We start from the raw sequence: 22,973 nt of genomic DNA, 5'->3' as shown, positions 1-22,973 counted from the left end.
GCTTGCGCAGCGTACCCTCTTGTTCACGCTGTGAAACCGCCGGGTGCGAAGGCCACGGCCAGGTGCAGGTTCATCGCGCACGGCACCCGGCCGTCCGGCAATACGGTGACGGTGCTGTCGAAACAGCGGCGCAGGGTGGCCAGCGCGGCCGGGTCCAGCGGGCCGAGGTCGTAGATCTCGACCATCCGCGCCCACACCTGGTCCAGTCCGCCGGTGAGGTCCAGCCGGATGGTGCGCCAGTCCACCTGCCCGAACCCGGCGCCGCCGAGCACCTGCTCCAGACCGGCCCGGTGCCGGGCGCGGCGGTCGCCCAGCTCGGGCTGGCGGCGGTCCACCGGGACCTCCTCCAGCACCGAACGGGTGAGGTCGTTGAACACCTCGTAGGCGGTGCCGGGCACGGCCCCGCCGGGCAGCACCACGGCCAGCACGCCCTCGGGCGCGAGCACCCTGGCCAGTTCGGCCGCCACCCGGTCCAGGTCGCTCAGCTGGGCCAGGGCGAGGTGCGAGACGCAGGCGTCGAAGCTGTCGTCCGGGAACGGCAGCGCGCTCGGGCAGGCCACCGCGAGGGCCGCACCGGCGAGCGCGGGCCGTTGGCGGGCAACGGAAAGCGGCTCCGCGACCGGCTCGGTGCCGGCCAACCGCCTGGGGTGCGCGTGCGCCAGCAGGTCGAGCAGGTGGCCGTCGCCGCAACCTAAGTCCAGCACCCGGCGCTGACCGGCGACGACATCGCTGAGCACCTGGTAGCTGGTCCGGCCATCCGGGACCCGGCCCGCGTCGACGGTCAAGCGTCCCAGGTGGATCGGTCCCAGCGACGCCTCGCGCGCGGCAACCATCATGATCGAAGAAGATACGGCAGCCGCGCCACCGTGATCGTCAAGGCGGGGAACTCGCGCGCCGTGTCACCGGAAAGGCGCAACGCTAGTGTCCCGAGTCGGAAGTTCGGTGGCGGTATCGGCGGTCCAGGTTTCCGCTGGGCGTGCCGCAGGGAAGTCCTCGTACCGGGTTGTACGTGGGCTTTCCGGCGGTGCGGTCAGCGGGAAGCTGGGCCGTCGAGACCGCTGGCGAACTTCCGACTCGGGGCACTAGGCCAGTTGTTTCACTGCGGTGACCAGGCTGGCGAGTGAGTCCTTGGCGTCGCCGAAGAGCAGGGTGGTGCGCGGGTTGAACAGCAGCTCGTTCTCGATCCCGGCGAACCCCGGCCGCATGGAGCGCTTGAGGAAGACCACCGACTCGGCCTTGTCCACGTCCAGGATCGGCATGCCGTAGATCGGGCTGTCCGGCTGGTCCCTGGCCGCCGGGTTGACCACGTCGTTCGCGCCGATCACCAGGGCCACGTCGGTGCTGGCCAGCCGCGGGTTGACCTCCTCCATCTCCTTGAGCTGCGCATAGGGCACATCGGCCTCGGCGAGCAGCACGTTCATGTGGCCGGGCATCCGGCCGGCCACCGGGTGGATGCCGTAGGCGACCTCCACCCCGCGCGCGGCCAGCAGGTCGGCCAGCTCGCGGACCACGTGCTGGGCCTGGGCGACCGCGAGACCGTAGCCGGGCACCACCACCACGGTGCGGGCGTAGCCGAGCTGGATGGCGATGTCCTCCGGGGTGCCCGCGCGCACCGTGCGGGACTCCGCCGGGCCACCGCCGCCGGCCGCGGTGGCGGTGAAGGCGCCGAAGAGGATGTTGGTCAGCGAGCGGCCCATGGCCTTGGCCATCAGCCGGGTGAGCAGGGTGCCGGAGGCGCCGACCAGGGTGCCGGCCACGATCAGCAGGGTGTTGCCCAGCACGTAGCCGGAGGCGGCCACCGCCAGGCCGGTGAAGGCGTTGAGCAGGGAGATCGCGATCGGCACGTCCGCGCCGCCGACCGGCAGCACGAACAGCACGCCGAGCAGCAGCCCGGCCACGGTCAGCCCGATCACCAGCCCGGTGGATGCGGTGGGCAGCACGGCCACCGCCAAACCCAGGCACAGCACGGAAACGCCGATCGCGGCCGACCGTCCATAAGGGAGGGTCACCGGGCGGGTGGTCATCAGCTCCTGGAGCTTGAGGAAGGTGAGCAGGCTGCCGGAGAAGCTGACACTGCCGACCAGCACGCCGAACACGGTGGCCGCGCGCATGCCGGTGCTGCCCGGGGTGGCCAGGAACTCGGTGAGCGCGACCAGGGCCGCCGCCGCGCCGCCGACGCCGTTGAACAGCGCGACCATCTGCGGGATCGCGGTCATCTTCACCGCGCGGGCCGCGGGCACGCCGACGACGACGCCGAGGGCGATCGCGGCCAGGATCCAGCCCACGTTGCCGATCCGGCCGTCGAAGAAGGCGACCAGCACCGCGAACAGCATGCCCAGCGCGCCGACCAGGTTGGCCGCGCGGGCGTGCTTGGGGGTGCTCAAACCCTTGAGCGCCAGGATGAAGCACAGCGCGGCGAGCAGGTAGACGAGGTGCACCAGGTCCTGGCTCATCGCCTGCGCTCCTTGCCGCCGAACATGCTCAGCATCCGGTCGGTGGCGACAAACCCGCCGACCACGTTGACCGTGGCGAAGACCACCGCGAGCAGCGCCAGCACCAGCTCCACGGTGCTCTCCGCCTTGCCCGCCACCAGGATCGCGCCGACCAGGATGACGCCGTGGATGGCGTTGGCGCCGGACATCAGCGGGGTGTGCAGGATGGTGGCCACTTTGGACACCACCTCGAACCCGAGGAAGACCGAGAGCAGGAAGATGGTCAGCAGACTGATCTCGCTGGTCACGTCGCCTCCTTTGTGACGCAACAGCTTGCCAGGATCTCATCGGCCAGCGGGTCGGCGCGCAGCTCGCCGTCCACGGTGAGGTGCCGCACGAAGTTGGCCATGTTGCGGGCGTAGAGCGCGCTGGCGTGCGCGGGCATGCCGCTGGGCAGGTTGAGCGCGCCGAGCACGGTCACCTCGCCGTGCCGGATCTCTTGCCCGGCAACGGAAAGCTCGCAGTTGCCGCCGGACTCCGCGGCCAGGTCCACCAGCACCGAGCCGGGGGCCATGCCGGCCACCATGTCCGCGGTCACCAGCACCGGGGCCTGCTTGCCGGGCACCGCGGCGGTGGTGATCACCACGTCCGCGGCGGCCACCTGGGTGGTGAGCAGTTCCCGTTGGCGGGTCAGGAAGTCCTCGGACTGGGCGGCGGCGTACCCGCCCGCGCCCTCCTGGCTGCCCAGCTCCAGTTCCAGGAACCGCGCGCCCAGGCTGCGCACCTCCTCCGCGGCCGCGGCCCGCACGTCGTAGGCGGAGACCACCGCGCCCAGCCGCCGCGCGGTCGCGATCGCTTGCAGGCCGGCCACTCCGGCCCCCAGCACCAGCACCTTGGCCGGGGCGATGGTGCCCGCGGCGGTGGTGAACATGGGCAGGAAGCGCGGCAGCCGTTCCGCGGCCAGCAGCACCGCCCGGTACCCGGCGACCAGCGCCTGGGAGGACAGCGCGTCCATGCCCTGGGCCCTGGTGATCCGGGGCAGCAGCGCCAGGCTGTAGGCGGTGATCCCCTTGTCCCGCAACGCGGTCAGCGCGTCCTCGGGCGGCACGAACAGGCTGACCACGGTGGTACCGGCCCGCACCACGGCCGGGTCGGGTGGCTGCACGCCGACCAGCAGGTCGGCCGCGCCGAGGTCCTCGGTGAGCTGGGCCCCGGCGGCGCGGTAGTCATCGTCGGATGCGCAGGCGTGGTGACCGGCGCCGGACTGCACGAGCACGGTGAGTCCCGCGCCGGTGAGCAGGGGAACCGTCCCTGGCAGACAGGCAACCCTGCGTTCGCCGGCCCGCGACTCCGCGGGTACTCCGACCTTCACAACGCCAACCGTAACGGACGTACGGTGATCTGGACCACATTTCCCGTTTCACCGTATTGACCCCCATCGGCGGCTGGAACCCCGCTGTTCTGCGGCTTCCGCGCCCACCGGAGATCATCCGCACCGGGGGCGAACCACTCGGACGGCGGTAGCCGATACGGTCAACGGGTGACCCTCCCCGACCTCTCCGGCACCGTCACCCTGATCACCGGCGCGGCCGGCGGCCTCGGCCACGGCCTGGCCCGCCGCTTCGCCGAGGCGGGCGCCGCCGTGGCCGTGCACTACCGCACCAGCGTCACCCAGGCGCACGCCCTGGTCGCCGAGCTCCAGGACCGCGGCACGAACGCGCTGGCCCTGCCCGCCGACCTGCTCTCCCCCGACCAGGTCCGGCACCTTATCGAGTCCACAGTGGACCACTTCGGCCGGCTGGACACCCTGGTGAACAACGCCGCCGTGCAACCGGTGCAGCCACTGCCGGAGATGACCTTCGACCAGTGGCGCGAGGTGTTGGACACCAACCTGGACGCGGTCTTCCTCACCACCAGCACCGCCGTCCGCCGGATGGACCCCGGCGGCTCGGTGGTCAACATCGCCTCGATCGAGGGCAGCCAGCCGGCCTTCGGCCACGCGCACTACAGCACCGCCAAGGCCGCCCTGCTCATGCACACCCGCACCGCCGCGCTGGAGTACGGCCCGCTGGGCATCCGGGTCAACGCAGTCAGCCCCGGCCTGCTGCACCGCGAGGGCCTGGAAACCCAGTGGCCGGAAGGCGTCGAACGCTGGCAGCGCGCCGCTCCCCTTGGCCGCCTCGGTCAGCCCGAGGACGTGGGCAACGCCTGCGTGTTCCTGGCCTCGCCGCTGGCCTCCTGGATCACCGGGCAGAACCTGGTGGTCGACGGCGGTATGTCCACCCACCCGAACTGGTAAGGGAATCCCGTGCTCACACCGGAACAGATCATCGCCGAGCTCGGCCTCCAGCCCCTGCCCGTGGAGGGCGGTTTCTGGGCGCAGACCTGGCGCACCGAGCAGGGCACCGGCATCTATTACCTGATGACCGGCGGCAACTTCTCCGCCCTGCACCGCCTGGCCCACCCCGAGGTGTTCAGCTACCACGCCGGTTCGCCCGCGCGGATGCTGTTGCTGCACCCGGACGGGCGGGTGCAGCGGCCGGTGCTGGGGCTGGACCTGGCGGCCGGGCAACGGCCGCAGGTGGTGGTGCCCGCTGGCACCTGGCAGGCCAGTGAGCCGGTGGGCGAGTGGTCGCTGCTGGGCACGTTCATGGCCCCGCCGTACACCGACGACGTGGTGGACTTCCCGGCCGGGGACGAGCTGGCACTGTCCTATCCGGACCACGCCGAGGAGATCCGCAGGCTGTCGCCGAAATGACGGATTCGCTGGCACGGCAAGGAGAAGTCCGGGCCGAAGCCGAGGCGGTGCTCGCCGAGCTGGGGTTGACCGAGCGGCTGGCGACAGCCGGAGAACCAACCGTGGTGGGCAGTGCCGCGCTGGGGCTGATGGTCCGGCGGGACCTGGACCTCTGGCCGTGGCAGGAGCCGAGCTTCGAGGTCTACCGGGCCGTGCTGGACCACGGGATCAGCGGCATCGAGGCCTTCGACGCCTGGCGGTTATCCGGTCGCCCCAAGCCGTAACCGGTGCCACCATGCCCGCATGGGCAGGAGCTTCGAGGAACTGGTGGCCGAGGCCGAGGCGGTCTCCGTCGACGGCTGGGACTTCTCCTGGCTGGACGGCCGCGCCACCGAGCAGCGGCCCTCGTGGGGCTACCAGCGGTCCATGGGCGAACGGATGGCCGCGGCCAAGGTCGCGCTGGACATCCAGACCGGCGGCGGCGAGGTGCTGGCCGGCGTGCCGCAGCTCGCTGAGCGGACCTTCGCCACCGAGTCCTGGGAACCGAACCTGGCCAAGGCGCGCGCGCTGCTGGAACCCAGGGGCGCGCAGGTGCTGCTGGATGCCGACGAGCCGCCGCTTCCGTTTCCGGACAACACTTTCGACCTGGTGGTCAGCCGTCATCCGGTGACCGTGTGGTGGGCCGAGATCGCCAGGGTGCTGGCGCCCGGCGGCACCTACTTCTCCCAGCAGGTGGGGCCGGCCAGCGTGTTCGAGCTGGTGGAGTTCTTCCTCGGGCCGCAGCCGGAAGAGGTGCGCAACGGGCGGCATCCGGAGGCGGCGCGCGCGGCGGCCGAGGCTGCCGGGCTGGAGGTGCTCGATCTCCGGATGGAGTCGTTGCGCACCGTCTTCCACGACATCGGTGCGGTGGTCTACTTCCTGCGCAAAGTGATTTGGATGGTGCCCGGGTTCACGGTCGCCGAATACCTGCCGGACCTCCGGCGACTGCACGAGCGGATCGAATCCGAGGGCTCATTCCTGGCGCACACCACCCGTTTTCTGATCGAGGCGCGGAAACCGCTCAGTTGAGCCAGCCCCTGCGTTCGGCGTGACAACCCAGCTGGAACCGGGTCATGCACCCGGCCCGGTCCATCAGGGTCCGGATCCGCCGCAGCACGGTACGGGGGCTGATGCCCAGTTGGCGGGCGATCGACTCGTCCGTGCAGCCGGAGCACATCAGGGACAGCAGAGCACGCGCCTGGGGATCGAGCAGGTCCTCGGGCAGCTCAGCCGGACGCTGGACCTGACTCGTCTGCAACATCATCTTCAGGGCCTCCTCACACCGCGGGGGCGCGCACACCGCCCCCTGGTCTCGCCTGGGGCCAACGGCCGACACCCGCGTCCGCCGCAGCTCAGCCCCTGCTAGCACGGCCAGTCTGGCACCGGCTGTCCAAGATCGGCAGCGTCGGCTTCCGGGCTTGTTGCGATCTTGCCGGTGCCCGGAACGGCCGGGTACGGACATCAACACGTGTGGATCGGCGACCCCAGATGGGAGCGCTTCCCCGGCGAGTCGGGCGGGAAGCGGGCAGGCGTGTCGCCAGGCCGGACGGTTCAGGACCCGGTTGTGCCCGGTTGGTCTGGATGGCCGATGCGTGCTTCGGGGGCTTTGTCCAGTTGCCGCCGGGAGTCCGGTTGGGCAATCGTTGTCCGGAAACGGGCGGAAAGCGGGCATGGTTCAGTCGGAGAGTGGGCGCGGAAATGCGTCAAGGGGCGCCGGAGATGATGACCGAGTTGGTTGCCTCAGTGGCCCAACCGGCTTGGTTACGGCACAGTTTGCCATCAAAAATCCTTTTGCCCAGCGGAAAATACCGGTGGTTCTTTGTCCGCTGTAGCGGGCAGTCAGCTGACCACGTCGGCGGGCGCCTGCCCGGTCGCGTAGCGGCGCACGTTGTCCAGGGCCGCGGCGGCGATGCGCAGCATGGACTCCCTGGTGACTCCGCCCGCGTGCGGGGACAGCGCCACGTTGGGCGCGCGCAGCAGGGCCAGCGTGGCCGGTGGCGGTTCCGGGTCGAAGACGTCCAGGCCCGCGCCGCCGAGCCGCCCCGCGTGCAGGGCAGCGGCCAGCGCCTCCTGGTCGACCAGTGCCCCGCGGGCGGTGTTGATCAGGATGGCGGTGGGTTTCATCAGGGCCAGGCGGTCGGCGTTGATCAGGTGCCGGGTGGCCTCGGTGAGCGGCAGGTGCAGGGACACGTAGTCGGACTCGGCGAGCAGCGTGTCCAGCGGCAGTTCGGTGATCTCATGGCGCTCGGCCAGCTCGGCGGGCAGGCCGCGCCGGGTGGCGCAGACCAGGCGCAGGTCAAAAGCCTTGGCGCGCTTGGCCAGTTCGCGGCCGATGGCGCCGAAGCCGACGATGCCGAGGGTCTTGCCGAACAGCTCGGTGATGCTGAACTGCAAGCGCGGCAAGGCCCACTCCCCCTGGGTGAGCGCGTTGTGGCCGGGGATGAGCTGCTTGGCCAGCGCGAGCATCAGGCACAGGGTCTGCTCGGCCACGTCCTGGGCCTCGGCGCCGGTGGAGCCGATGTTGCACACGGTGATCCCGGCGGCGCGGGCGGCGGCCAGGTCGATGTGGTCAAAACCGTGGCTGGCGCACTGGATCAGCCTGGCCCGTCCGGCCTTGGCCAGGTGGTCGGCGGTGACCGGGGCGAGCGCGCTGAGGATGACCTCGGCCTCGCGCAGCGCCACCGGGTCGGCCCCGGTCTCCTCCACCGCGGTCAGCTCGAAGCCGTCACCGAGGGCCGCGGCGATCATGCCGCTGAGCTTGGTCCCGCCGACGTGCGGGGACAGCACCGCGAGGACCTTCACCGGGGCACCTCGGCGAGCGCGTCCCGGTCCAGCTCGCCGGGGGTGCGGTGCCCGGTCAGGCCGAGGGTCAGCTCGGTGTCGGCCAGGATCGAGCGCAGCACGTGCCGCACCCCGGCCTCGCCGCTGTGCGCGAGCCCGTACACCCAGGGCCGCCCGAGCAGCACCGCCTTCGCACCCAGGGCGAGCGCCTTGAGCACGTCCGCGCCGGTGCGCACGCCGGAGTCGAACAGCACGTCCAAGCGGTCGCCGACGGCCTCGGCGATGCCGGGCAGCGCGTCCAGGGAGGCGATCGCGCCGTCGACCTGGCGGCCGCCGTGGTTGGACACCACGATGCCCTCGATCCCGGCGTCCGCGGCCCGCCGCGCGTCCTCCACGTGCTGGATGCCCTTGAGCACGATCGGCCCGTCCCAGTGCTCGCGCAGGAAGGAGAGCCGGTCCCAGCTCTTGTCCTGCCCGGTGAACAGCCCGACCCAGCGCAGGATCGCCAGCTGCGGATCCTCTTCGGGGGTTTTCTCCAGTCCGGCGCGGAAGGCGGGGTCGGAGAACGGGATCGCGGTGCCGATGCCGCGCAGGAACGGCAGGTAGGCCTGGTCGAGGTCGGTGGGCCGCCAGGCCAGGGTCCAGGTGTCCAGGGTGACCACCAGCGCGGTGTACCCGGCGGCCTTGGCCCGGCGCAGGATGCTGGCGCACACCTCGTCGTCGTTGGGCCAGTACAGCTGGTACCAGCGCGGCCCCTCGCCACCGGCCTCGGCCACCTCCTCGATGGTGCTGGAGGAGGCGGTGGACAGGATCATCGGCAGCCCGAGCTCCGCGGCCGCGCGGGCGGTGGCGGACTCGGCGTCGGGGTGCACGATCGCCTGCACGCCGATCGGCGCGAGCAGCACGGGCGCGGGGAGCCGCTGGCCGAGCACGGTGGTGCTGAGGTCGCGCTGGGTCGCCTCACGCAGCATGCGGGGCACCAGCCGCCAGTGGTCGAAGGCGGCCCGGTTGGCCCGCACGGTGGCCCCGGAACCCGCGCCGCCCGCGACGTAGCCGAACGGGCCCGGGTCCATCAGGCCCTTGGCCATCGCCTCCAGGGTGGTGGGGTCGGTGCTCATCGGCGGCCGCTGGTCGGCGAGGCCCTGCAGGTAGATCTCGTTCTGGTAGGCACCGTACTGACCAGCCATTTCGTGGCTCTCCATCCACTAACGCCGTCAACCTGGTTTTCGAGGTCATCAGCATCTGCTCGATCCGTCCATGCTTGTTCGAATCGCCCAAGGTCGCAAGCACTCGGTCTGCCGCTCGCCGCGTCCGACTACGGCAGCCCGGATGGCGACCAGGTCCGGTACGAGTTTTCGATCGGATTCCGCTCGCGATTCCTTAGCAAGTCCCTGTGCAGACGCGGTGACCTCAAAGCGGTGTACTGTGTCGATCCGCAACGGATCGGCGAACTGGACATCCACCCATCGACCATCACGCGATTAGCGGCGGCTACTTGCGTCACATTTAAGATCGATCATTAATCAGTTCTTCGGCAGCGGTCACGCCGGGCGGAAGCAACCGAACTGTTCGCTTGGCAGTATCAAAATCTATCTGCCGCAACACGTGCAACTGTTTCAGCACATCCCTTCGAAATGACGCCGGATTAGGATGCTCTAACCATCGAATCAGGTCCACCTCAGGAACATCGCCCGAATCCGTAAGTAGCAATACAAGAGTCTGCTGCTTCCAGGTCATGCCAGAGCGCAAGACCCGCTTTTTGTCGCCGAGTGCCCACACCCACGAGACTTCACGCCCAATGAGGCCGTCCACGATTGCGGTAGCCTCCTCGGTAGTAAGCGTGTGCAACATCCTCACCAGCTCCGCCATTAGCCATTTGGCAACATAAAGGACCGCTGTCGCATCCATTTGATTCGGATCCACATCAGCGCCTGCGTGTCCCACTCCACGATTGTTCCTGATATCATACAACCCGATCATCATGCGGGGAATCAGGATGCGCGCAGACCGGCTGTTTGGCACACACTGGTAGGTGATCGCCAAATCCAAACAGGCATCGGGGAATCGTTTTGGACCCTCGGCTCGCACTGGATACATGCCCCCCGACAACCAGCCCTTGCAGACCGTGTACACGGCCTCACACAACTTGCCACCATTTAACTCCGAGGGCTCCCAACGATGCTCCCGATAGTTCTTCACGATCTCATTGAACGCTGACAACAAGTCATTACGCAGAGATACAGGCAGGACCGAAAAGGCGTCTTCAGGCGAGAGTCCCACCTTAAACACTCCCGCCACTCCACATGCCTTGGACGTAGACGATCCCCTCGTTGGTAACTTTGTAGATCTTGTTCGCTTGCTTACTACTTCCAGATTTCTTGAGCTGCATAACACGCTGAGGCTTCTTGTTCATATTGCTTGAAAGCGCCATCGTCACATTCGACAGCGAATAGCCGAGATGCTTCAGCTCCACATTGAGGAGCCGGGATGGCCACTGGTCGTACTTCTGATGCACCTGTATCCAGTATGCAGCTACCAGCGCCTTGTCCGCTTCTGACTTCGGCTGGGCCCGCGCGAACAACTCAGCAAAGTACTGGAAGGTCGTCGTTTCCTTTGCAATCTTCAAATCAGCGCCAGAGACGGCCTCGTAAGCAATCCTGCCACTGGGCCCATTCCCACTCTGGCCAGCTATAGGTAGGGGCACGGAGTACCGCTCAGCCGCCCAGCGCAGGACTCGACCCTGAGCAGCCTCATCAAGATCGGCAATTGCAGTTGCCACTATCGACATCGCATCGATCTCCAGATCGCCCATTACTCAGTTCCTAACACTTTATTTACAAGATCGGCGAATGCTGCGACACCAGGCCCCTTGGCGCGCAGACGTCGATTCTGACCACTTCCATTGATGACGTAGCCATTAAGGGCTTTCATATGCGAGGAGAAGTTGTTCGCGTCGTAGACTTTTAGACGGTCACACTCAGCACGGATAACCTCCAGAGAAGTTTCGCTCTCGCCCAGACCAAAGCCACGAGTAATAGTCAGGATCTGCGCAACCGCCCGCGCCCTCTCGGCGTTTTTCTTACCGAGCTTGATCCCAGCGATGCTAATCTTAGGGTCGCCATCATCCAGGTGGATGATGCGCTCCAACTTGTTACGGTCGACATCGGTCTGCTGCGCAACACGGTCGTACATCTCATTTTCGGTCAAAGGGGGGACACCATCGCCGTTGGATCCTTCACGGATCGAAGCATCATTCTGGCCAGCAGTTCTCCCGCCGTAATGATTCCCGACCCTTGGTTCACCTGCCAGGCCATTTCCGGCAGAGGCAAGCAGGCGAACCGCTTCTCGGAACGCCACCTCGTGAATCGATTCGGGCAAGTCGGCTTCCTGCACAACTGCCCACGCCTTCTTTAGCGTCTCACTTACTTCCATTGCACCACTCCACTACGCCGAGGGCATCAGGCTACGTCTACCACCGACAGACCTACAACAAGGCGGCACGGCATGTTGCCATTTAGGGACATGAAGGTAGGACAGCCTTAGCTGACTTCATGCTGCTCTCGCAGCTCAGAAGCACCGAGATCACTAGCGCGGAACGACGTACCAAATGATCATTAATGGCACCTTGTTCATGCACCATGCACTTGACTAGACCAGTCACCTCTTCGGAACCTTACGGAGCAAACGCCGAGGCTGGATGGCGTTGCTCGTCGGTGCGTCAGTAAGGCGAGCCAAAGGACATCTGCTACGCACCATTGATGACTCTGGGAAACGTCTACACCTTCGGTGATCTGCGGGTACCGAGCACGGCAACCTAGGCTGAAGCATGGCAGTCGACTGGCCGCCGCGGCCGGTCTGATCGGCGTGCCAGTGGCCAGGGCTGGCTGGCGCAGGCCTCGCTGCTCAGGGAGGACAGCCGTAGCCGGTGGCTAATGCACGACTTGATCCGGCGCTACACCGTGATGCGCACCAAACCTGACCGAGGCCGAGCACACCACCGAGGCGGTCGCGCAGCAGCTGCGATCCTGGGTTCCCGGTGGCCTGGCTCCAGGCTGAGTCCCACAACCTGGTGGCGGTTCAACGGTCGGCTGCAGCGCAACGCTGGCTCACGCCCGTGTGGCAGCTGGCTCGGCCCTACAGCCCCCCGCGCATCATGCGCGGAGCACCTTGGCGACACGCGACCGCGTGGCGACGGACGCACGCCATGGCTGATCGCCTGCCGGAGTGGAGTGCCTTGCTGCGAACGCACGTGTGCCTGGGCCTCGCCCTGGTTTGGAGTCAGGAAAGCACCGAGGTGGAGGGGCACCTGCGGCAGTGGCTGGATGCTGCGGTCGATCGAGGCACCAGCCAGCCCAAGGAGCAGACGCACTTCCTGCGCGCCTGCGCCCTTGGCCCTGGACTCGTCCGTGCCGCGGAGGTCTGGTCCGCCTTGGTGATGAAAGTGGTCAGTTCGACGACCGACATCGGCTTCTCGGCTGGGCGGCACGGATCCGGGTCAGGCGCGCAGGTAGGCCAGCACGGCCTGCACCCTGCGGTGGCCCGCGCCGTCGGTGCTGGGCAGGTCGAGCTTGGTGAAGATGTTGCCGATGTGCTTGTGCACCGCGCCCGCGCTGATCACCAGCATCTCGCCGATGGTGGTGTTGGAGTGGCCCTCGGCCATCAGCGCCAGCACCTCGCGCTCGCGGGCGGTCAGCGAGCGGATCGGGTCGTCGGCGCGGCGGCGGACCAGCAGCTGGGAGACCACCTCCGGGTCCAGCGCGGTGCCACCGGCGGCGACCCGGTTCAGCGCGTCCAGGAAGTCGGCGACCTTGCCGACGCGTTCCTTGAGCAGGTAGCCGACCCCGCCGCCGGGGCTGGCCAGCAGCTCGCCCGCGTAGCTGTCCTCCACATAGGCGGAGAGCACCAGCACGGCCAGCTCCGGGTGCCTGCGGCGGGCCTCGACCGCGGCGCGCAGGCCCTCGTCGGTGAAGGTCGGCGGCAGCCGGACGTCGACCACGGCCACGTCCGGGGTGTCCGCGTCGATCGCGGCCAGCAGCTGTTCGGGGTGCTCGACCGCGGTGACCACGTCCAGGCCCTCGCTGCGCAGCAACAGGGTCAGGCCCTCGCGGAGCAGGGCGTCGTCCTCGGCGATCATGATCCGCACGGGGGTGATCCTCTCAGGTTCCGGTCGGCAGGCGCACGCCGAGCACGGTGGGGCCGCCCTCGGGACTGGACAGGGTGGTCTGGCCGTCGAAGGCGGCGACCCGGCGGCGGATGCCGGTCAGCCCGGTGCCGTTGGCCTCCTCGGCCCCGCCGTGGCCGTCGTCGCGGACCTCGATCACCAGGTGGTCTCCTTGCACGGCAAGGGAAACCTCCGCGTGCTCGGCCCCGCTGTGCTTGGCCACGTTGGTCAGCGCCTCGGCGATGACGAAGTAGGCCGCCGCCTCCACCGCCGCGGGCAGCCGCCGCAGGCCGGTGACGGTGAGGGTGGCCGGGATCGGGCAGCGGGCGACCACCGCGTCCACCGCGCCGTCCAGGCCGCGGTCGGCCAGCACCGGCGGGTAGATGCTGCGCACCACCTCGCGCAGCTCGGTGAGCGCGTCGGTGGCCGCGTTCTGCGCGGTGAGCACCGAGGCCAGCGCGGTCGGCGGGTCGCGGCGCAGCGCGCGTTCCACGATGCCCAGGTGCATGACCACCGCGACCAGCCGGTTCTGCGTGCCGTCGTGCAGGTCGCGTTCGATCCGGCGCAGCTCGGCGCCGTGCGCCTCCAGCGCGGCGGCCCTGGTCGCGGTCAGCTCGGCGACCCGCTGCGCCAGGCTGGCCCGGCCGGGTGAGAGCAGCCTGCTCGCCCAGCCCGCCTCCCAGTCGGCCAGCCTCGGCGGCAGCCACCAGGACACCAGCGCGGCGGCCAGCGCGGTGAGCACGGACAGCCCGGCGCTCGGCCAGGAGTCGACGTGGATGCCGTAGGAGCTGTCCAGGCCGCCGGGCACCAGCCACCAGATCATCGGCACCACCAGGTTCTGCGGCACCGAGACCGGCACCGCGAACCCGAGCAGGCCCAGCACCACCCCGGCCGGGGCGTGCACCAGCAACCAGCGCAGGTCCCTGCGGGTGGCCGGGTCGGTAAGCACGGTGACGACCTGTTGCGGCAGCGGGCCGGAGACCTCGGCGTAGCGCTCCTCCACCGGCCGGCCGGTGCGCGCGGCCACCCGGCGGCGGTCCACCGCGACCAGCCAGCGCTGCACCCGCACCGCCAGCGGCAGCAGCGGCAGGGTGAACACCAGCATGACGCAGATCAACAGTCCGAACAGGACGAACAGGCCGGCCAGCGCGGTGGCGAACCCGAGGGCGAGGCTGAGGATCGCCCGCCACACCCGCAGCAGCTCCGGTCGCATCCGACCTCCCGTGGTAGAGCTGGCTCCACCCCTGATCCGGCACCGCGCGGGATGTCGCGGCACATCCCCTGAAACCTACCGTCGTGGCCATGACAGCAGTACGACTGGACTCGGTCACCAAGGTCTACGGCAGCGGTGACCACGCGACCACGGCGCTGCGCGGGGTGAGCAGGGCCATCCCGCGGGGCCGGTTCACCGCCGTGATGGGGCCGTCCGGTTCGGGCAAGAGCACCTTCCTGCAGTGCGCGGCCGGGCTCGACACGCCCACCTCCGGCTCGGTGCGGCTCGGCGAGACCGAGCTGACCGGGCTGACGGAGACGAAGCTGACCGAGCTGCGCCGCGAGCGCATCGGGTTCATCTTCCAGGGCTACAACCTGGTGCCCTCGCTCAGCGTCACCGACAACATCACCCTGCCGCTGCGCTTCGCCGGGCGGAGCGCGGATGTGGTCTGGCTCAACGAGATCGTGCGCCGGGTCGGCCTGGACGGGCTGCTGCACCGGCGGCCGGGGCAGCTCTCCGGCGGGCAGCAGCAGCGGGTGGCGGTGGCCCGCGCGCTGGTGGCCAGGCCGGAGGTGGTCTTCGCCGACGAGCCCACCGGCGCGCTGGACTCGCGCACCGGCGCGGAGGTGCTGCGGCTGCTGCGGCAGCTGGTGGACGAGCTGGGCCAGACCGTGGTGATGGTCACCCACGACCCGGTGGCCGCCGCGCACGCACACAGCGTGCTGTTCCTGGCCGACGGCCGGTTCGTGGACGAGCTGCCCGGGCCGGACGCGGACCAGGTGGCCAAGCGGATGACCCACCTCGGGGAGTGGTGAGCGGTGTTCTCCTTTGCCTGGCAGACGATCCGGGCCCGCAAGGGCGGGTTCACCGCGGCTTTCCTGGCGCTGTTCGGCGGCGCGGTCCTGCTCACCGCCTGTGGGGTGCTGTTGCAGTCCGGGCTCTTCGGCGGGGTTCCCGCGCAGCGCTACGCGGCCGCGCCGGTGGTGCTCGGCGGCGACCGCGCGATCACCGTGGCACGGCCGGAGAAAACGGACCTGAGCGAGGACCTGACCGAGCAGGTGCCGCTGCCCGCGGCGCTGGTGGAGCAGGTGCGCCGGATACCCGGAGTGGAACGCGCGATCGGCGAGGTGAGCTTCCCGGCCACCGTGGTGGGCAAGGACAACCGGGTGCTGCCCGGCGCGGACCAGGGCCGCACCCTGGGCCACGGCTGGGGCAGCGCGCCGCTGACCCCGTTCGCGCTGGCCTCCGGCACCGCGCCCCGCTCGGGTGAGGTGGTGCTCGACGCCGAGCTGGCCCAGCGGGCCGGGATCTCGGCCGGTGACCAGGTGCGGATCATGGTGGACTCGGCCCCGCGCGCCTACCGGGTCAGCGGTATCGCCGCACCGGCGGGCCGGGACCGGCTGGTGCGCCAGTCCGCGGTGTTCTTCCACGACGACACCGCGCGCGCCCTCTCCGGCAGGCCGGACCAGGTCTCCGCGATCGGCGTCTTCGGTCCCGCACCCGATCTGGCCAAGCAGCTGCCGCCCGGGGTGATCGTCCACAGTGGACTCGACCGGGGCGAGGCGGAGAACCTGGACGGCGCGCGGTCCAGGTTCGTGCTGATGATGGTCTCCGGCTCCTTCGCCGGTTTTGTGCTGATGATCGTGGTCTTCGTGACCGCGAGCACGCTGGCCCTGGTGCTCAACCAGCGCCGCCGGGAACTGGCCCTGCTGCGCGCCATCGCGGCCACCCCGAAACAGGTGCGCGGGCTCATCGCCGCGGAAACCCTGCTGGTGTCCGGGTTCGCCGCGCTGCTCGGCCTGGCCCCTGGGGTGTTCGCCGCGCAGTGGCTGCTGGGCATGTTCGCCTCGATCGGCGTGGTGGCCGAGGACTTCACCCTGTCCATCGGCCCGGTCCCGTTGCTGGCCACCGTGCTGCTGTGCGTGGGCGCGGCCCAGCTGGCCAGCCTGACCGCGGCCCGGCGGATGCTCAAGCTCAAGCCGACGGCCGCGCTCGGCGAGGCCGCGGTGGAACCGGCGGCGCTGGGCCGCGGTCGCCTGGTCACCGGGTGGGCGCTGCTGGGCGTGGCACTGGCCGGGGCCTGCTCAACCCTGTTCATCCCCGGTCCAGTGGCGCAGGTCCCGGCCAGCATGTCGGCGCTGCTGGCCATCATCGGGCTCGGCCTGCTCGGCCCGGTGCTCACCTCGGCCGCGACCCGGATCGCCGCGGGGCTGTTCCTGTGCTCCCCCAGGGCCGACCGGTACCTGGCCGCGCACAACAGCACCGCGAACTCCCGCCGCCTGGCCGCCGCGGTGACCCCGCTGGTGCTGACCATCGGCTTCGCGGTCACCCACTTCTACAGCGGCACCACCCTGGCCGAGGCCACCCAGCACCAGGCCCGCGCGGCCACCACCGCCGACTACGTGCTCACCGCGCCACAGGGCGTGCCCGCCGAGGTGGCCGCCGCAGCACGGCGGGTGCCGGGGGTCACCGCCGCCACCCCACTGGTGGGCACCGAGGTGATCGCGGTGGACAAGGACGCCAGTGAGGAACCGCTGTCCCGGTCCAAGGCCTACGGCGTGGACCCGGCGCAGCTGTCCGGCACCCTGGGCCTCAAGGCGGTCCGCGGCGCGCTGACCGAGCTGCGCGGGGACAGCGTGGCGCTGAGCGAGTCCGAGTCCTCCTGGCTGGGCAAGGCGGTCGGCGACCCGGTCGAGCTGTACCTGGGCGACCGCACCAGGGTCACGCCGAAGGTGGTGGCAATCTTCGCGGACAACCTGGGCTACGGCGATGTGCTGCTGCCCCAGGACGTGCTGCTGCCGCACACCACCGACCGGCTGGCCGACTCGATCCTGGTCGCCGCCAAGGACCCGTCCGTCCACAACGGACTGTCCGAGCTGGCCGCCACCTACCCCGGTCTCCAGGTCCAGGACCGCGCGCAGCTGACCGTGGCCACCGACGCGCAGCAGGCGGCCAACCTGTGGCTGAACCGGGTGCTGCTCGGCGTGATCCTGCTCTACGTGGCGCTCTCGGTGGTCAACAGCCTGGTCACCTCCACCCTGGACCGGGCGGGCGAGGTCGGCCTGCTCCGGCTGCTCGGCGGCACCCGCCGCCAGGTGCGGCGGATGTTCCGCGCCGAGTCCGCGCTGGTGGTCTCGATCGCGGTGCTGATCGGCTCCGCGGTCCCGGTGCTGCCGCTGACCCTGCTCAGCCTCAACCTCACCGGCTCCCCGATCCCGGCCGGGCCACCGCTGGTGTACGTCGGCATCCTGGCCGTGACCGTCCTGATTGGACTGTGCTCGATCCGGCTGCCCGCCCGCGGGCTCACCCGGCGGGCCTAGCAGGGCACCCGGTAGCCGACCTCCGGGAAGTGCTGTGCCCAGTCCGCGGTGGAGAGCGCGGGCTGGGCGCAGGCGCGGGTCTCGGCCAGCGCCAGGTCGGTCTCCCACAGCTGCGCGGTGCGGTCGTGGCTGCCGGTGGCCAGGGTGTGGCCGTCCGGGGCGAAGGCCAGCGCGAACACCGCGCTGGTGTGCCCGGACAGGGTGGCCAGCGACCGGCCGCCTGCCCACAACCGCACGGTCTGGTCGTAGCCGCCGGAGGCCAGGGTTCGCCCGTCGGGGCTGAAGGCCAGCGCGGAGACCACGTTGGTGTGCCCCGGCAACTCCACGGGCGCGCGGGCCGGATCGGCCGGGTCCCACAGCCGGATGGTGCGGTCGTCGCCGCCGGAGGCGAGGGTGCGGCCGTCCGGGCTGAAGGCCAGCGACACCACGAAGTCGGTGTGCCCGGTCAGCACCGCCCGCTCCACCGGCTGCCGGGGATCGTCCAGCCGCCACAGCCGGACGGTCCGGTCGTCACCGGCGGAGGCCAGCGTCCGGCCGTCCGGGCTGAACACCACCCGCTTGACGTTGAGGGTGTGCGCGGTCAGCGTGCTCGCCGTGCCGGTGGCCAGCTCCCAGACCCGGACGGTGTGGTCGTAGCTGCCCGAGGCCAGGGTGCGGCCGTCCGGGCTGAACGCCAGCGACACCACCGAACCGGTGTGTCCACTCAGGACGGTCGGCGGGCGTTGCGGGTCGGCCGGGTCCCACAGCCGGATCGTCCGGTCGGCCCCTGCGGAGGCCAGCGTGCGGCCGTCGGGGCTCAGTGCCAGCGCGAGGACCGGGCCGGTGTGCCCGGTGAGCGTGCCCATCTTCTTGGGCCGCAACGGGTCCGTCAGGTCCCACAGCCGCACGGTCCGGTCGTAGGCCGAGGTGGCCAGCCTGCGGCCGTCGGCGCTGAACACGGTGCCGGTCACCGCGTCGGTGTGCCCGGGCAGCGGCACGGCCAGCGCGCTGCGCAGGCTGTCCGCGGTCTCCGCCGAGGGCGAGAGCCGGTGTGCGGCGATGGCCAGCTTGGCCGCCTGCTCCGGGTTCCTCGCGTGCAGGGCGACGGCCTCCCCGGCGACCTTGTGCGCCAGTGCCGCGTCCCGCTGCCGGGCCATCGCGTTCTCCGCCCGCACCGCGTACACCGTGGCACTGGCGCTGACCAGCAGCAGCACCGTCAACGCGGCCACCAGCGCCCGCCCGAACCGCCGCCGGCGACGGGCCGCGGCCCGGCTCAGCCGCAGGAACTCGCGCTCCCGGCCGGTCAGCGACTCCGGCGGCAGGTCGGCGGCCATGGCCAGCCGGGCGCCGCGGTAGAGCGCGCCGGGGTCGTGGTCCAGGGACTCCCAGAGCGCGGTGGCCTCGGTGAGCTGGCGGTGCCTGCGCAAAGCTTCCCGGTCCTCTGCCAGCCACTCCCGCAGCCGCTGCCAGTTGCGGATCAGCGCCTCGTGGCCGATCCGCACGCCGTCCTGCTCCAGGCTGATCAGCCGGGCCGCGGCCAGCCGCTCCAGCACCACCGGCTCGGCGGGTTCCAGCTCGGTCCGGTCCAGGCGGCGGCCGGTGTCCTCGGTGCCCTCGCCCAGCGCGACCAGCCGGACGAACAGCCGCCGCGCCCAGTCCTGCTGCCCGGCGGTCAGCTCGGCGTAGACCGTCTCGGCGGTGCGCGCGATGGCCTGGCTGATCCCGCCGGTGGCCTGGTATCCGGCCAGGGTGAGCATGGTGCCTTTGCGTCGCGCCCAGGTTTCCCGCAGCGCGTGCGAGACCAGCGGCAGCACAGCAGCTTCGCCACTGGCTTCCAGCAGGATCTGGGTGACCAGGTCCGGTTCCACCCGGCAGCCCACCCGCAGCGCGGGCTGGGTGATCACCGCGCGCAGCTGCTCGGTGCTCATCGGCCCGAGCAGCACCTGCGCGGTGCGCAGCACCTCCACCAGTCCGGGCAGCGCCGCGCAGTGCGCGTAGAAGTCGGCCCGCACGCCCAGCACGATCCGCACCCGGCTGTTCACCGCGCGCGCCGCGGTCAGCAGCAGCTCCAGGAACCGGTCCCGCTCGGCCGGGTCGGCGCAGAGGGTGAAGACCTCCTCGAACTGGTCCACCACCAGCAGCAGGTCGCCCTCCCGGTCGGCCAGGGCCTGCCGCACGGTCAGGTGCAGCGCCGCCGGCTCGGCCAGCGAGCGGGCCAGCTCGACCGCGCACGCCCCGGTGAAGGCGGCCAGCCGGACCGCGAGCTCCTGCACCGGTCGCGGGCCGGGGGTGAGCAGGAGCGCGGGCGAGCCCTTGGCCTGGTGCAGCAGACCGGCGCGCAGCAGCGAGGACTTGCCGGAGCCGGAGGGCCCGGTGAGCACCACGCACCGGTGCCCGGCGACCCGCTCGGTCAGTTCGGCCAGCAGCTCCTCGCGCCCGAAGAACCGGTCGGCGTCCGCGGTGCCGAAGGCGGCCAGCCCCACGTAGGGCGCCTCGGCGGGCGGCGGGTTCGCCGGGTCGCCGTGCAGCTCGGCGGCCACCTGGAACCAGCGCTCACGCCACTGCTCGGGGTCGCCGTCGCAGGCCCGCACGTAGGCCAGGGTCACCTCAAGGCTGGGCAGCTTGCGGCCCCCGGCGGCCTCGGAGAGCGTGCCCGCGGCGAAGTGCGCGCGCCTGGCCAGCTCGCGGTAGGCCGGACTGCCCGCCTCGCGGCGCAGTTGTCGCAGGTCAGCGGCCAGGCTCAGCAGTGGCCCTTCGCCCTCGTCCAGCGGTCGTTCCGCGCGCGCCACGCACTCTCCCGTCCCAGATAGCTCGTCGGGTGCACATCCTGACATCGCGCTTGACCAGCACACTCATCAAGTGATTTAGTCACTTTATGAGTCGACGCGAGCAGGCGCTGTCCGAGCGGCTGGCCGAGGACATCGTCGAGATCATTCGCAGCGAGCGACTGGTCCCCGGCGAGGCACTGGCCTCCTCCAGGGACCTGGCGCGCAGGCTCGACGTCACCACCCCCACCGTGCGCGAGGCGCTGCGCCGCCTGGAGGCCACCGGCGTGGTCGAGCTGCGGCACGGCTCGGGCACCTACGTCGGCCCCGGCCTGGACCGCAGGCTGCTGGCCAACCCGCACCGCCCGCCGGTGGACCGGGACTCCATCCTGGAACTGGTGGACGCCCGCCTGGTGCTCGAACCCGCGATCGCCGCCGAGGCCGCCCGCGCCAGGGTGCCCGAGGCACTGGCCGCGCTGGAGGTGGCCGCGGACAACGCGTTGCAGCCACCGGACGGCGATGTCCGGCCCGCGCTGCACTTCCACGTGGCACTGGCCGCGGTCACCGGCAACGGGCTGCTGCGGGAGATGGTGGACGCGCTGCTGCACATGCGTTCCAGGGAGCAGATCGAGATCCGGCACCGCTACCACGACCGCGACCGGGACCACGCCGAGCACCGCGAGATCGTCGCCGCGGTCCGGGACGGAGAGGCCGACCTCGCCGAACGACTCGTGCGCGAGCACCTGCGCTCGATCAGGGCCGCGGTGGCCGCGGAGCGCGCGTGAGCAGGCACCGCCTTGGTGAGCTGACCACCGAAGAAGCCCAGGCCGCGGTGCTGGCCAGCCCGGTGGTGCTGCTGCCGGCCGGCGCCTTCGAGCAGCACGGACCCGGTCTACCGCTGGCCACCGACCTGATCAGGGCCGAGCACGTGGCCGAGCTGGTCGCGGCCAAGCTGGCCGGACGGGCGCTGATCGGGCCCTCGCTGCCGGTCGGGGTCTCCCCGCACCACCTGGCCTTCACCGGCACCATCTCGTTGTCCACCACCACTTTCGCCACCCTGGTGCGGGAGTACTGCGAGAGCCTGTACCGGCACGGCTGGCGGCGGATCCTGGTGATCACCGGGCACGGCGGCAACAACGCCGCGCTGGGCACGGTCGCCCAGGACTTCCTGGCCACCCACCCCGACCTCCAGTTCGCCTGGACCCCGCTCACCGCGCTGGCCGGTGCGGTGGTGGCCGAGATGAACGTCAGCGAGGTGCACGGGCACAGCGGCGAGGCCGAGACCGCGCAAATGCTCTACCTGGCCCCGGAACTGGTGCGCACCGACCTGCTGATCCCCGGCACCGTCACCCTCGACGAGCTGACCCCGCTGGCCCGACTGTCCCGAAAGGACGGTCATCCGAAACTCGCACTGCGCTATGACCGGCTCAGCCCCAACGGGGTGCTGGGCGATCCGCGACGCGCCACCGCGCGGCACGGTGAGTCCATTGTGGACACTGTGGTGAACCGGATCGTCGGTTACCTCGACGACTGGCTCGCCACCTGATACTCGCAGCTATCCCTCGTCAGAGCCGACGAAAGGGACTCCCATGTCTCGTCCCTCCCGACTGCGCACCGCGGTCCTGCTGATCTCCGCCGTCGCCGCGATCCTCCCCAGCGCGGCCGCGACGGCGGCCTGGTCCGAGCCCCGGACCGCCCTTGCCGACGGCTGCGGCAAGACACCGCCACAGCCACCGGGCACCAGCGCCCTCCAGCAGATCCGCAGCGGCGGTCTGGACCGCACCTACCAGCTGCACCTGCCTGCCGACTACAAGTCCACAAAGGACTGGCCGTTGGTGCTGGCCTTCCACGGCAGGGGCAGCACCGGCGCGGCCACCGAGAAGTTCGCCAAGCTGTCCACCCTGCCCGCGGTGGTGGTCTACCCCAACGGGGTCATCGGCACCGGCGAGGGCGACCGGCAGGCCTGGCAGGGCGCGCCCTACTCCGCGCCCGGTGTGGACGACGTGGCCTTCACCCGCGACCTGCTGGACTCGCTGGAGCGGACGCTGTGCGTGGACGACCGGCGGGTGTACGCCACCGGCAAGTCCAACGGCGCCGGGTTCACCGGGATCCTGGCCTGCGCCATGGCCGACCGGATCACCGCCATCGCGCCGGTCGCGGGCGCCTTCTACCCCAACGGGATCAGCTGCCGCCCGTCCCGGCCGGTGCCGGTGATCGAGTTCCACGGCACCGCCGATGCCACCATCCCCTACACCGGCGACGAGGACCGCGGCCTGCCCGCGATCCAGAGCTGGGTGCGCCAGTGGGCCGATCGGGACAAGTGCCGGAAGTCGTTGCCGCAGCGGCAGATCGGCGCGGACATCACGATCACCGGTCGCACGGACTGCCAGGGCGGGGTCGAGGTCGAGCACGTGGCGGTCAGCGGCGGCGGGCACACCTGGCCGGGCGCGGACAGCTACAGCGGCGGCGGCGTCACCACCCAGACCATCGAGGCGCACGAGGTGCTGTGGCGCTTCGTCCGCGACTACCGGCTGCCCCGCTGAAGC

22 protein-coding genes are annotated in these 22,973 nt (G+C 70.6%); 9 read left to right on the top strand and 13 right to left on the bottom strand.

Features of this window, described 5'->3' with window-relative positions:
* Positions 1-23: 23 nt before the first annotated feature.
* The 4 genes from M8C13_RS33120 to M8C13_RS33105 form a co-directional block, all read right to left on the bottom strand.
* Positions 24-836, bottom strand: a complete 813-nt coding sequence (locus M8C13_RS33120; RefSeq protein ID WP_252484710.1) for a class I SAM-dependent methyltransferase — start codon at positions 834-836, stop codon at positions 24-26.
* A gap of 246 nt (positions 837-1,082) precedes the next feature.
* A complete protein-coding gene (locus M8C13_RS33115; protein ID WP_252484709.1) occupies positions 1,083-2,453 on the bottom strand; it encodes an NAD(P)(+) transhydrogenase (Re/Si-specific) subunit beta in 1,371 nt (456 codons plus the stop codon).
* Positions 2,450-2,740 carry an NAD(P) transhydrogenase subunit alpha gene (locus M8C13_RS33110; protein ID WP_252484708.1) on the bottom strand — a complete coding sequence of 97 codons (291 nt, stop codon included), beginning with the start codon at positions 2,738-2,740 and terminating at the stop codon, positions 2,450-2,452. Before M8C13_RS33110 ends, M8C13_RS33115 begins: the two co-directional genes overlap by 4 nt.
* On the bottom strand, positions 2,737-3,804 hold the full coding sequence (locus M8C13_RS33105; RefSeq protein ID WP_252484707.1) for an NAD(P) transhydrogenase subunit alpha: 1,068 nt from the start codon (positions 3,802-3,804) through the stop codon (positions 2,737-2,739). Before M8C13_RS33105 ends, M8C13_RS33110 begins: the two co-directional genes overlap by 4 nt.
* Positions 3,805-3,972: 168 nt before the next feature.
* Between M8C13_RS33105 and M8C13_RS33100 the strand changes: the two genes are divergently transcribed.
* The 4 genes from M8C13_RS33100 to M8C13_RS33085 are packed head-to-tail and all read left to right on the top strand — an operon-like array spanning position 3,973 to position 6,237.
* Positions 3,973-4,731 carry an SDR family NAD(P)-dependent oxidoreductase gene (locus M8C13_RS33100; RefSeq protein ID WP_252484706.1) on the top strand — a complete coding sequence of 253 codons (759 nt, stop codon included), beginning with the start codon at positions 3,973-3,975 and terminating at the stop codon, positions 4,729-4,731.
* Between the two features lie 9 nt (positions 4,732-4,740).
* On the top strand, positions 4,741-5,190 hold the full coding sequence (locus tag M8C13_RS33095; protein ID WP_252484705.1) for a cupin domain-containing protein: 450 nt from the start codon (positions 4,741-4,743) through the stop codon (positions 5,188-5,190).
* A complete protein-coding gene (locus M8C13_RS33090) occupies positions 5,187-5,453 on the top strand; it encodes a hypothetical protein (protein ID WP_252484704.1) in 267 nt (88 codons plus the stop codon). The genes M8C13_RS33095 and M8C13_RS33090 overlap by 4 nt, the downstream gene beginning before the upstream one ends.
* A gap of 19 nt (positions 5,454-5,472) precedes the next feature.
* Positions 5,473-6,237 carry a class I SAM-dependent methyltransferase gene (locus M8C13_RS33085; protein WP_252484703.1) on the top strand — a complete coding sequence of 255 codons (765 nt, stop codon included), beginning with the start codon at positions 5,473-5,475 and terminating at the stop codon, positions 6,235-6,237.
* On the opposite strand, the gene M8C13_RS33080 is transcribed toward M8C13_RS33085, so the two are convergent.
* From M8C13_RS33080 to M8C13_RS33045, 8 genes are all read right to left on the bottom strand, one after another.
* A complete protein-coding gene (locus M8C13_RS33080; protein ID WP_252484702.1) occupies positions 6,230-6,472 on the bottom strand; it encodes a response regulator transcription factor in 243 nt (80 codons plus the stop codon). The two genes, M8C13_RS33085 and M8C13_RS33080, sit on opposite strands and share 8 nt — an antisense overlap.
* A gap of 575 nt (positions 6,473-7,047) precedes the next feature.
* Positions 7,048-8,010, bottom strand: a complete 963-nt coding sequence (locus tag M8C13_RS33075; protein WP_252484701.1) for a 2-hydroxyacid dehydrogenase — start codon at positions 8,008-8,010, stop codon at positions 7,048-7,050.
* Complete coding sequence (locus M8C13_RS33070) at positions 8,007-9,176, bottom strand: lactate 2-monooxygenase (protein WP_252484700.1); 1,170 nt, start codon at positions 9,174-9,176, stop codon at positions 8,007-8,009. Before M8C13_RS33070 ends, M8C13_RS33075 begins: the two co-directional genes overlap by 4 nt.
* 319 nt (positions 9,177-9,495) lie before the next feature.
* On the bottom strand, positions 9,496-10,278 hold the full coding sequence (locus M8C13_RS33065) for a hypothetical protein (protein ID WP_252484699.1): 783 nt from the start codon (positions 10,276-10,278) through the stop codon (positions 9,496-9,498).
* On the bottom strand, positions 10,271-10,801 hold the full coding sequence (locus tag M8C13_RS33060) for a hypothetical protein (protein ID WP_252484698.1): 531 nt from the start codon (positions 10,799-10,801) through the stop codon (positions 10,271-10,273). Before M8C13_RS33060 ends, M8C13_RS33065 begins: the two co-directional genes overlap by 8 nt.
* A complete protein-coding gene (locus tag M8C13_RS33055; RefSeq protein ID WP_252484697.1) occupies positions 10,801-11,421 on the bottom strand; it encodes a hypothetical protein in 621 nt (206 codons plus the stop codon). The genes M8C13_RS33060 and M8C13_RS33055 overlap by 1 nt, the downstream gene beginning before the upstream one ends.
* A gap of 1,063 nt (positions 11,422-12,484) precedes the next feature.
* Positions 12,485-13,132, bottom strand: a complete 648-nt coding sequence (locus tag M8C13_RS33050; RefSeq protein ID WP_252484696.1) for a response regulator transcription factor — start codon at positions 13,130-13,132, stop codon at positions 12,485-12,487.
* Between the two features lie 13 nt (positions 13,133-13,145).
* A complete protein-coding gene (locus M8C13_RS33045; RefSeq protein WP_252484695.1) occupies positions 13,146-14,363 on the bottom strand; it encodes a sensor histidine kinase in 1,218 nt (405 codons plus the stop codon).
* Between the two features lie 89 nt (positions 14,364-14,452).
* Here M8C13_RS33045 and M8C13_RS33040 point away from each other — a divergent pair, with 89 nt between their 5' ends.
* Both M8C13_RS33040 and M8C13_RS33035 read left to right on the top strand, forming a co-directional pair.
* Complete coding sequence (locus M8C13_RS33040) at positions 14,453-15,178, top strand: ABC transporter ATP-binding protein (RefSeq protein ID WP_252484694.1); 726 nt, start codon at positions 14,453-14,455, stop codon at positions 15,176-15,178.
* Between the two features lie 3 nt (positions 15,179-15,181).
* Entirely contained in the window at positions 15,182-17,683 is a 2,502-nt protein-coding gene (locus M8C13_RS33035) for an FtsX-like permease family protein (RefSeq protein WP_252484693.1), read from the top strand.
* On the opposite strand, the gene M8C13_RS33030 is transcribed toward M8C13_RS33035, so the two are convergent.
* Complete coding sequence (locus M8C13_RS33030) at positions 17,680-20,451, bottom strand: NACHT domain-containing protein (RefSeq protein WP_252484692.1); 2,772 nt, start codon at positions 20,449-20,451, stop codon at positions 17,680-17,682. The two genes, M8C13_RS33035 and M8C13_RS33030, sit on opposite strands and share 4 nt — an antisense overlap.
* A gap of 86 nt (positions 20,452-20,537) precedes the next feature.
* On the opposite strand from M8C13_RS33030, the gene M8C13_RS33025 reads away from it, so the two are divergent.
* From M8C13_RS33025 to M8C13_RS33015, 3 genes are read left to right on the top strand one after another with little or no spacing between them, the layout of a single operon-like run.
* Positions 20,538-21,212, top strand: coding sequence for a FadR/GntR family transcriptional regulator (locus M8C13_RS33025; RefSeq protein ID WP_252484691.1), 675 nt, complete (start codon positions 20,538-20,540; stop codon positions 21,210-21,212).
* Entirely contained in the window at positions 21,209-21,973 is a 765-nt protein-coding gene (locus tag M8C13_RS33020; RefSeq protein WP_252484690.1) for a creatininase family protein, read from the top strand. The genes M8C13_RS33025 and M8C13_RS33020 overlap by 4 nt, the downstream gene beginning before the upstream one ends.
* 43 nt (positions 21,974-22,016) lie before the next feature.
* Positions 22,017-22,970 carry a PHB depolymerase family esterase gene (locus tag M8C13_RS33015; RefSeq protein ID WP_252484689.1) on the top strand — a complete coding sequence of 318 codons (954 nt, stop codon included), beginning with the start codon at positions 22,017-22,019 and terminating at the stop codon, positions 22,968-22,970.
* Positions 22,971-22,973 lie beyond the last annotated feature (3 nt).

Origin of the sequence: Crossiella sp. SN42 (assembly GCF_023897065.1) — a bacterium.
Lineage (GTDB): Bacteria > Actinomycetota > Actinomycetes > Mycobacteriales > Pseudonocardiaceae > Crossiella.
The sequence above is the reverse complement of the archived record's forward strand: the minus strand, read 5'-3'. Positions and strand labels throughout refer to the sequence as shown.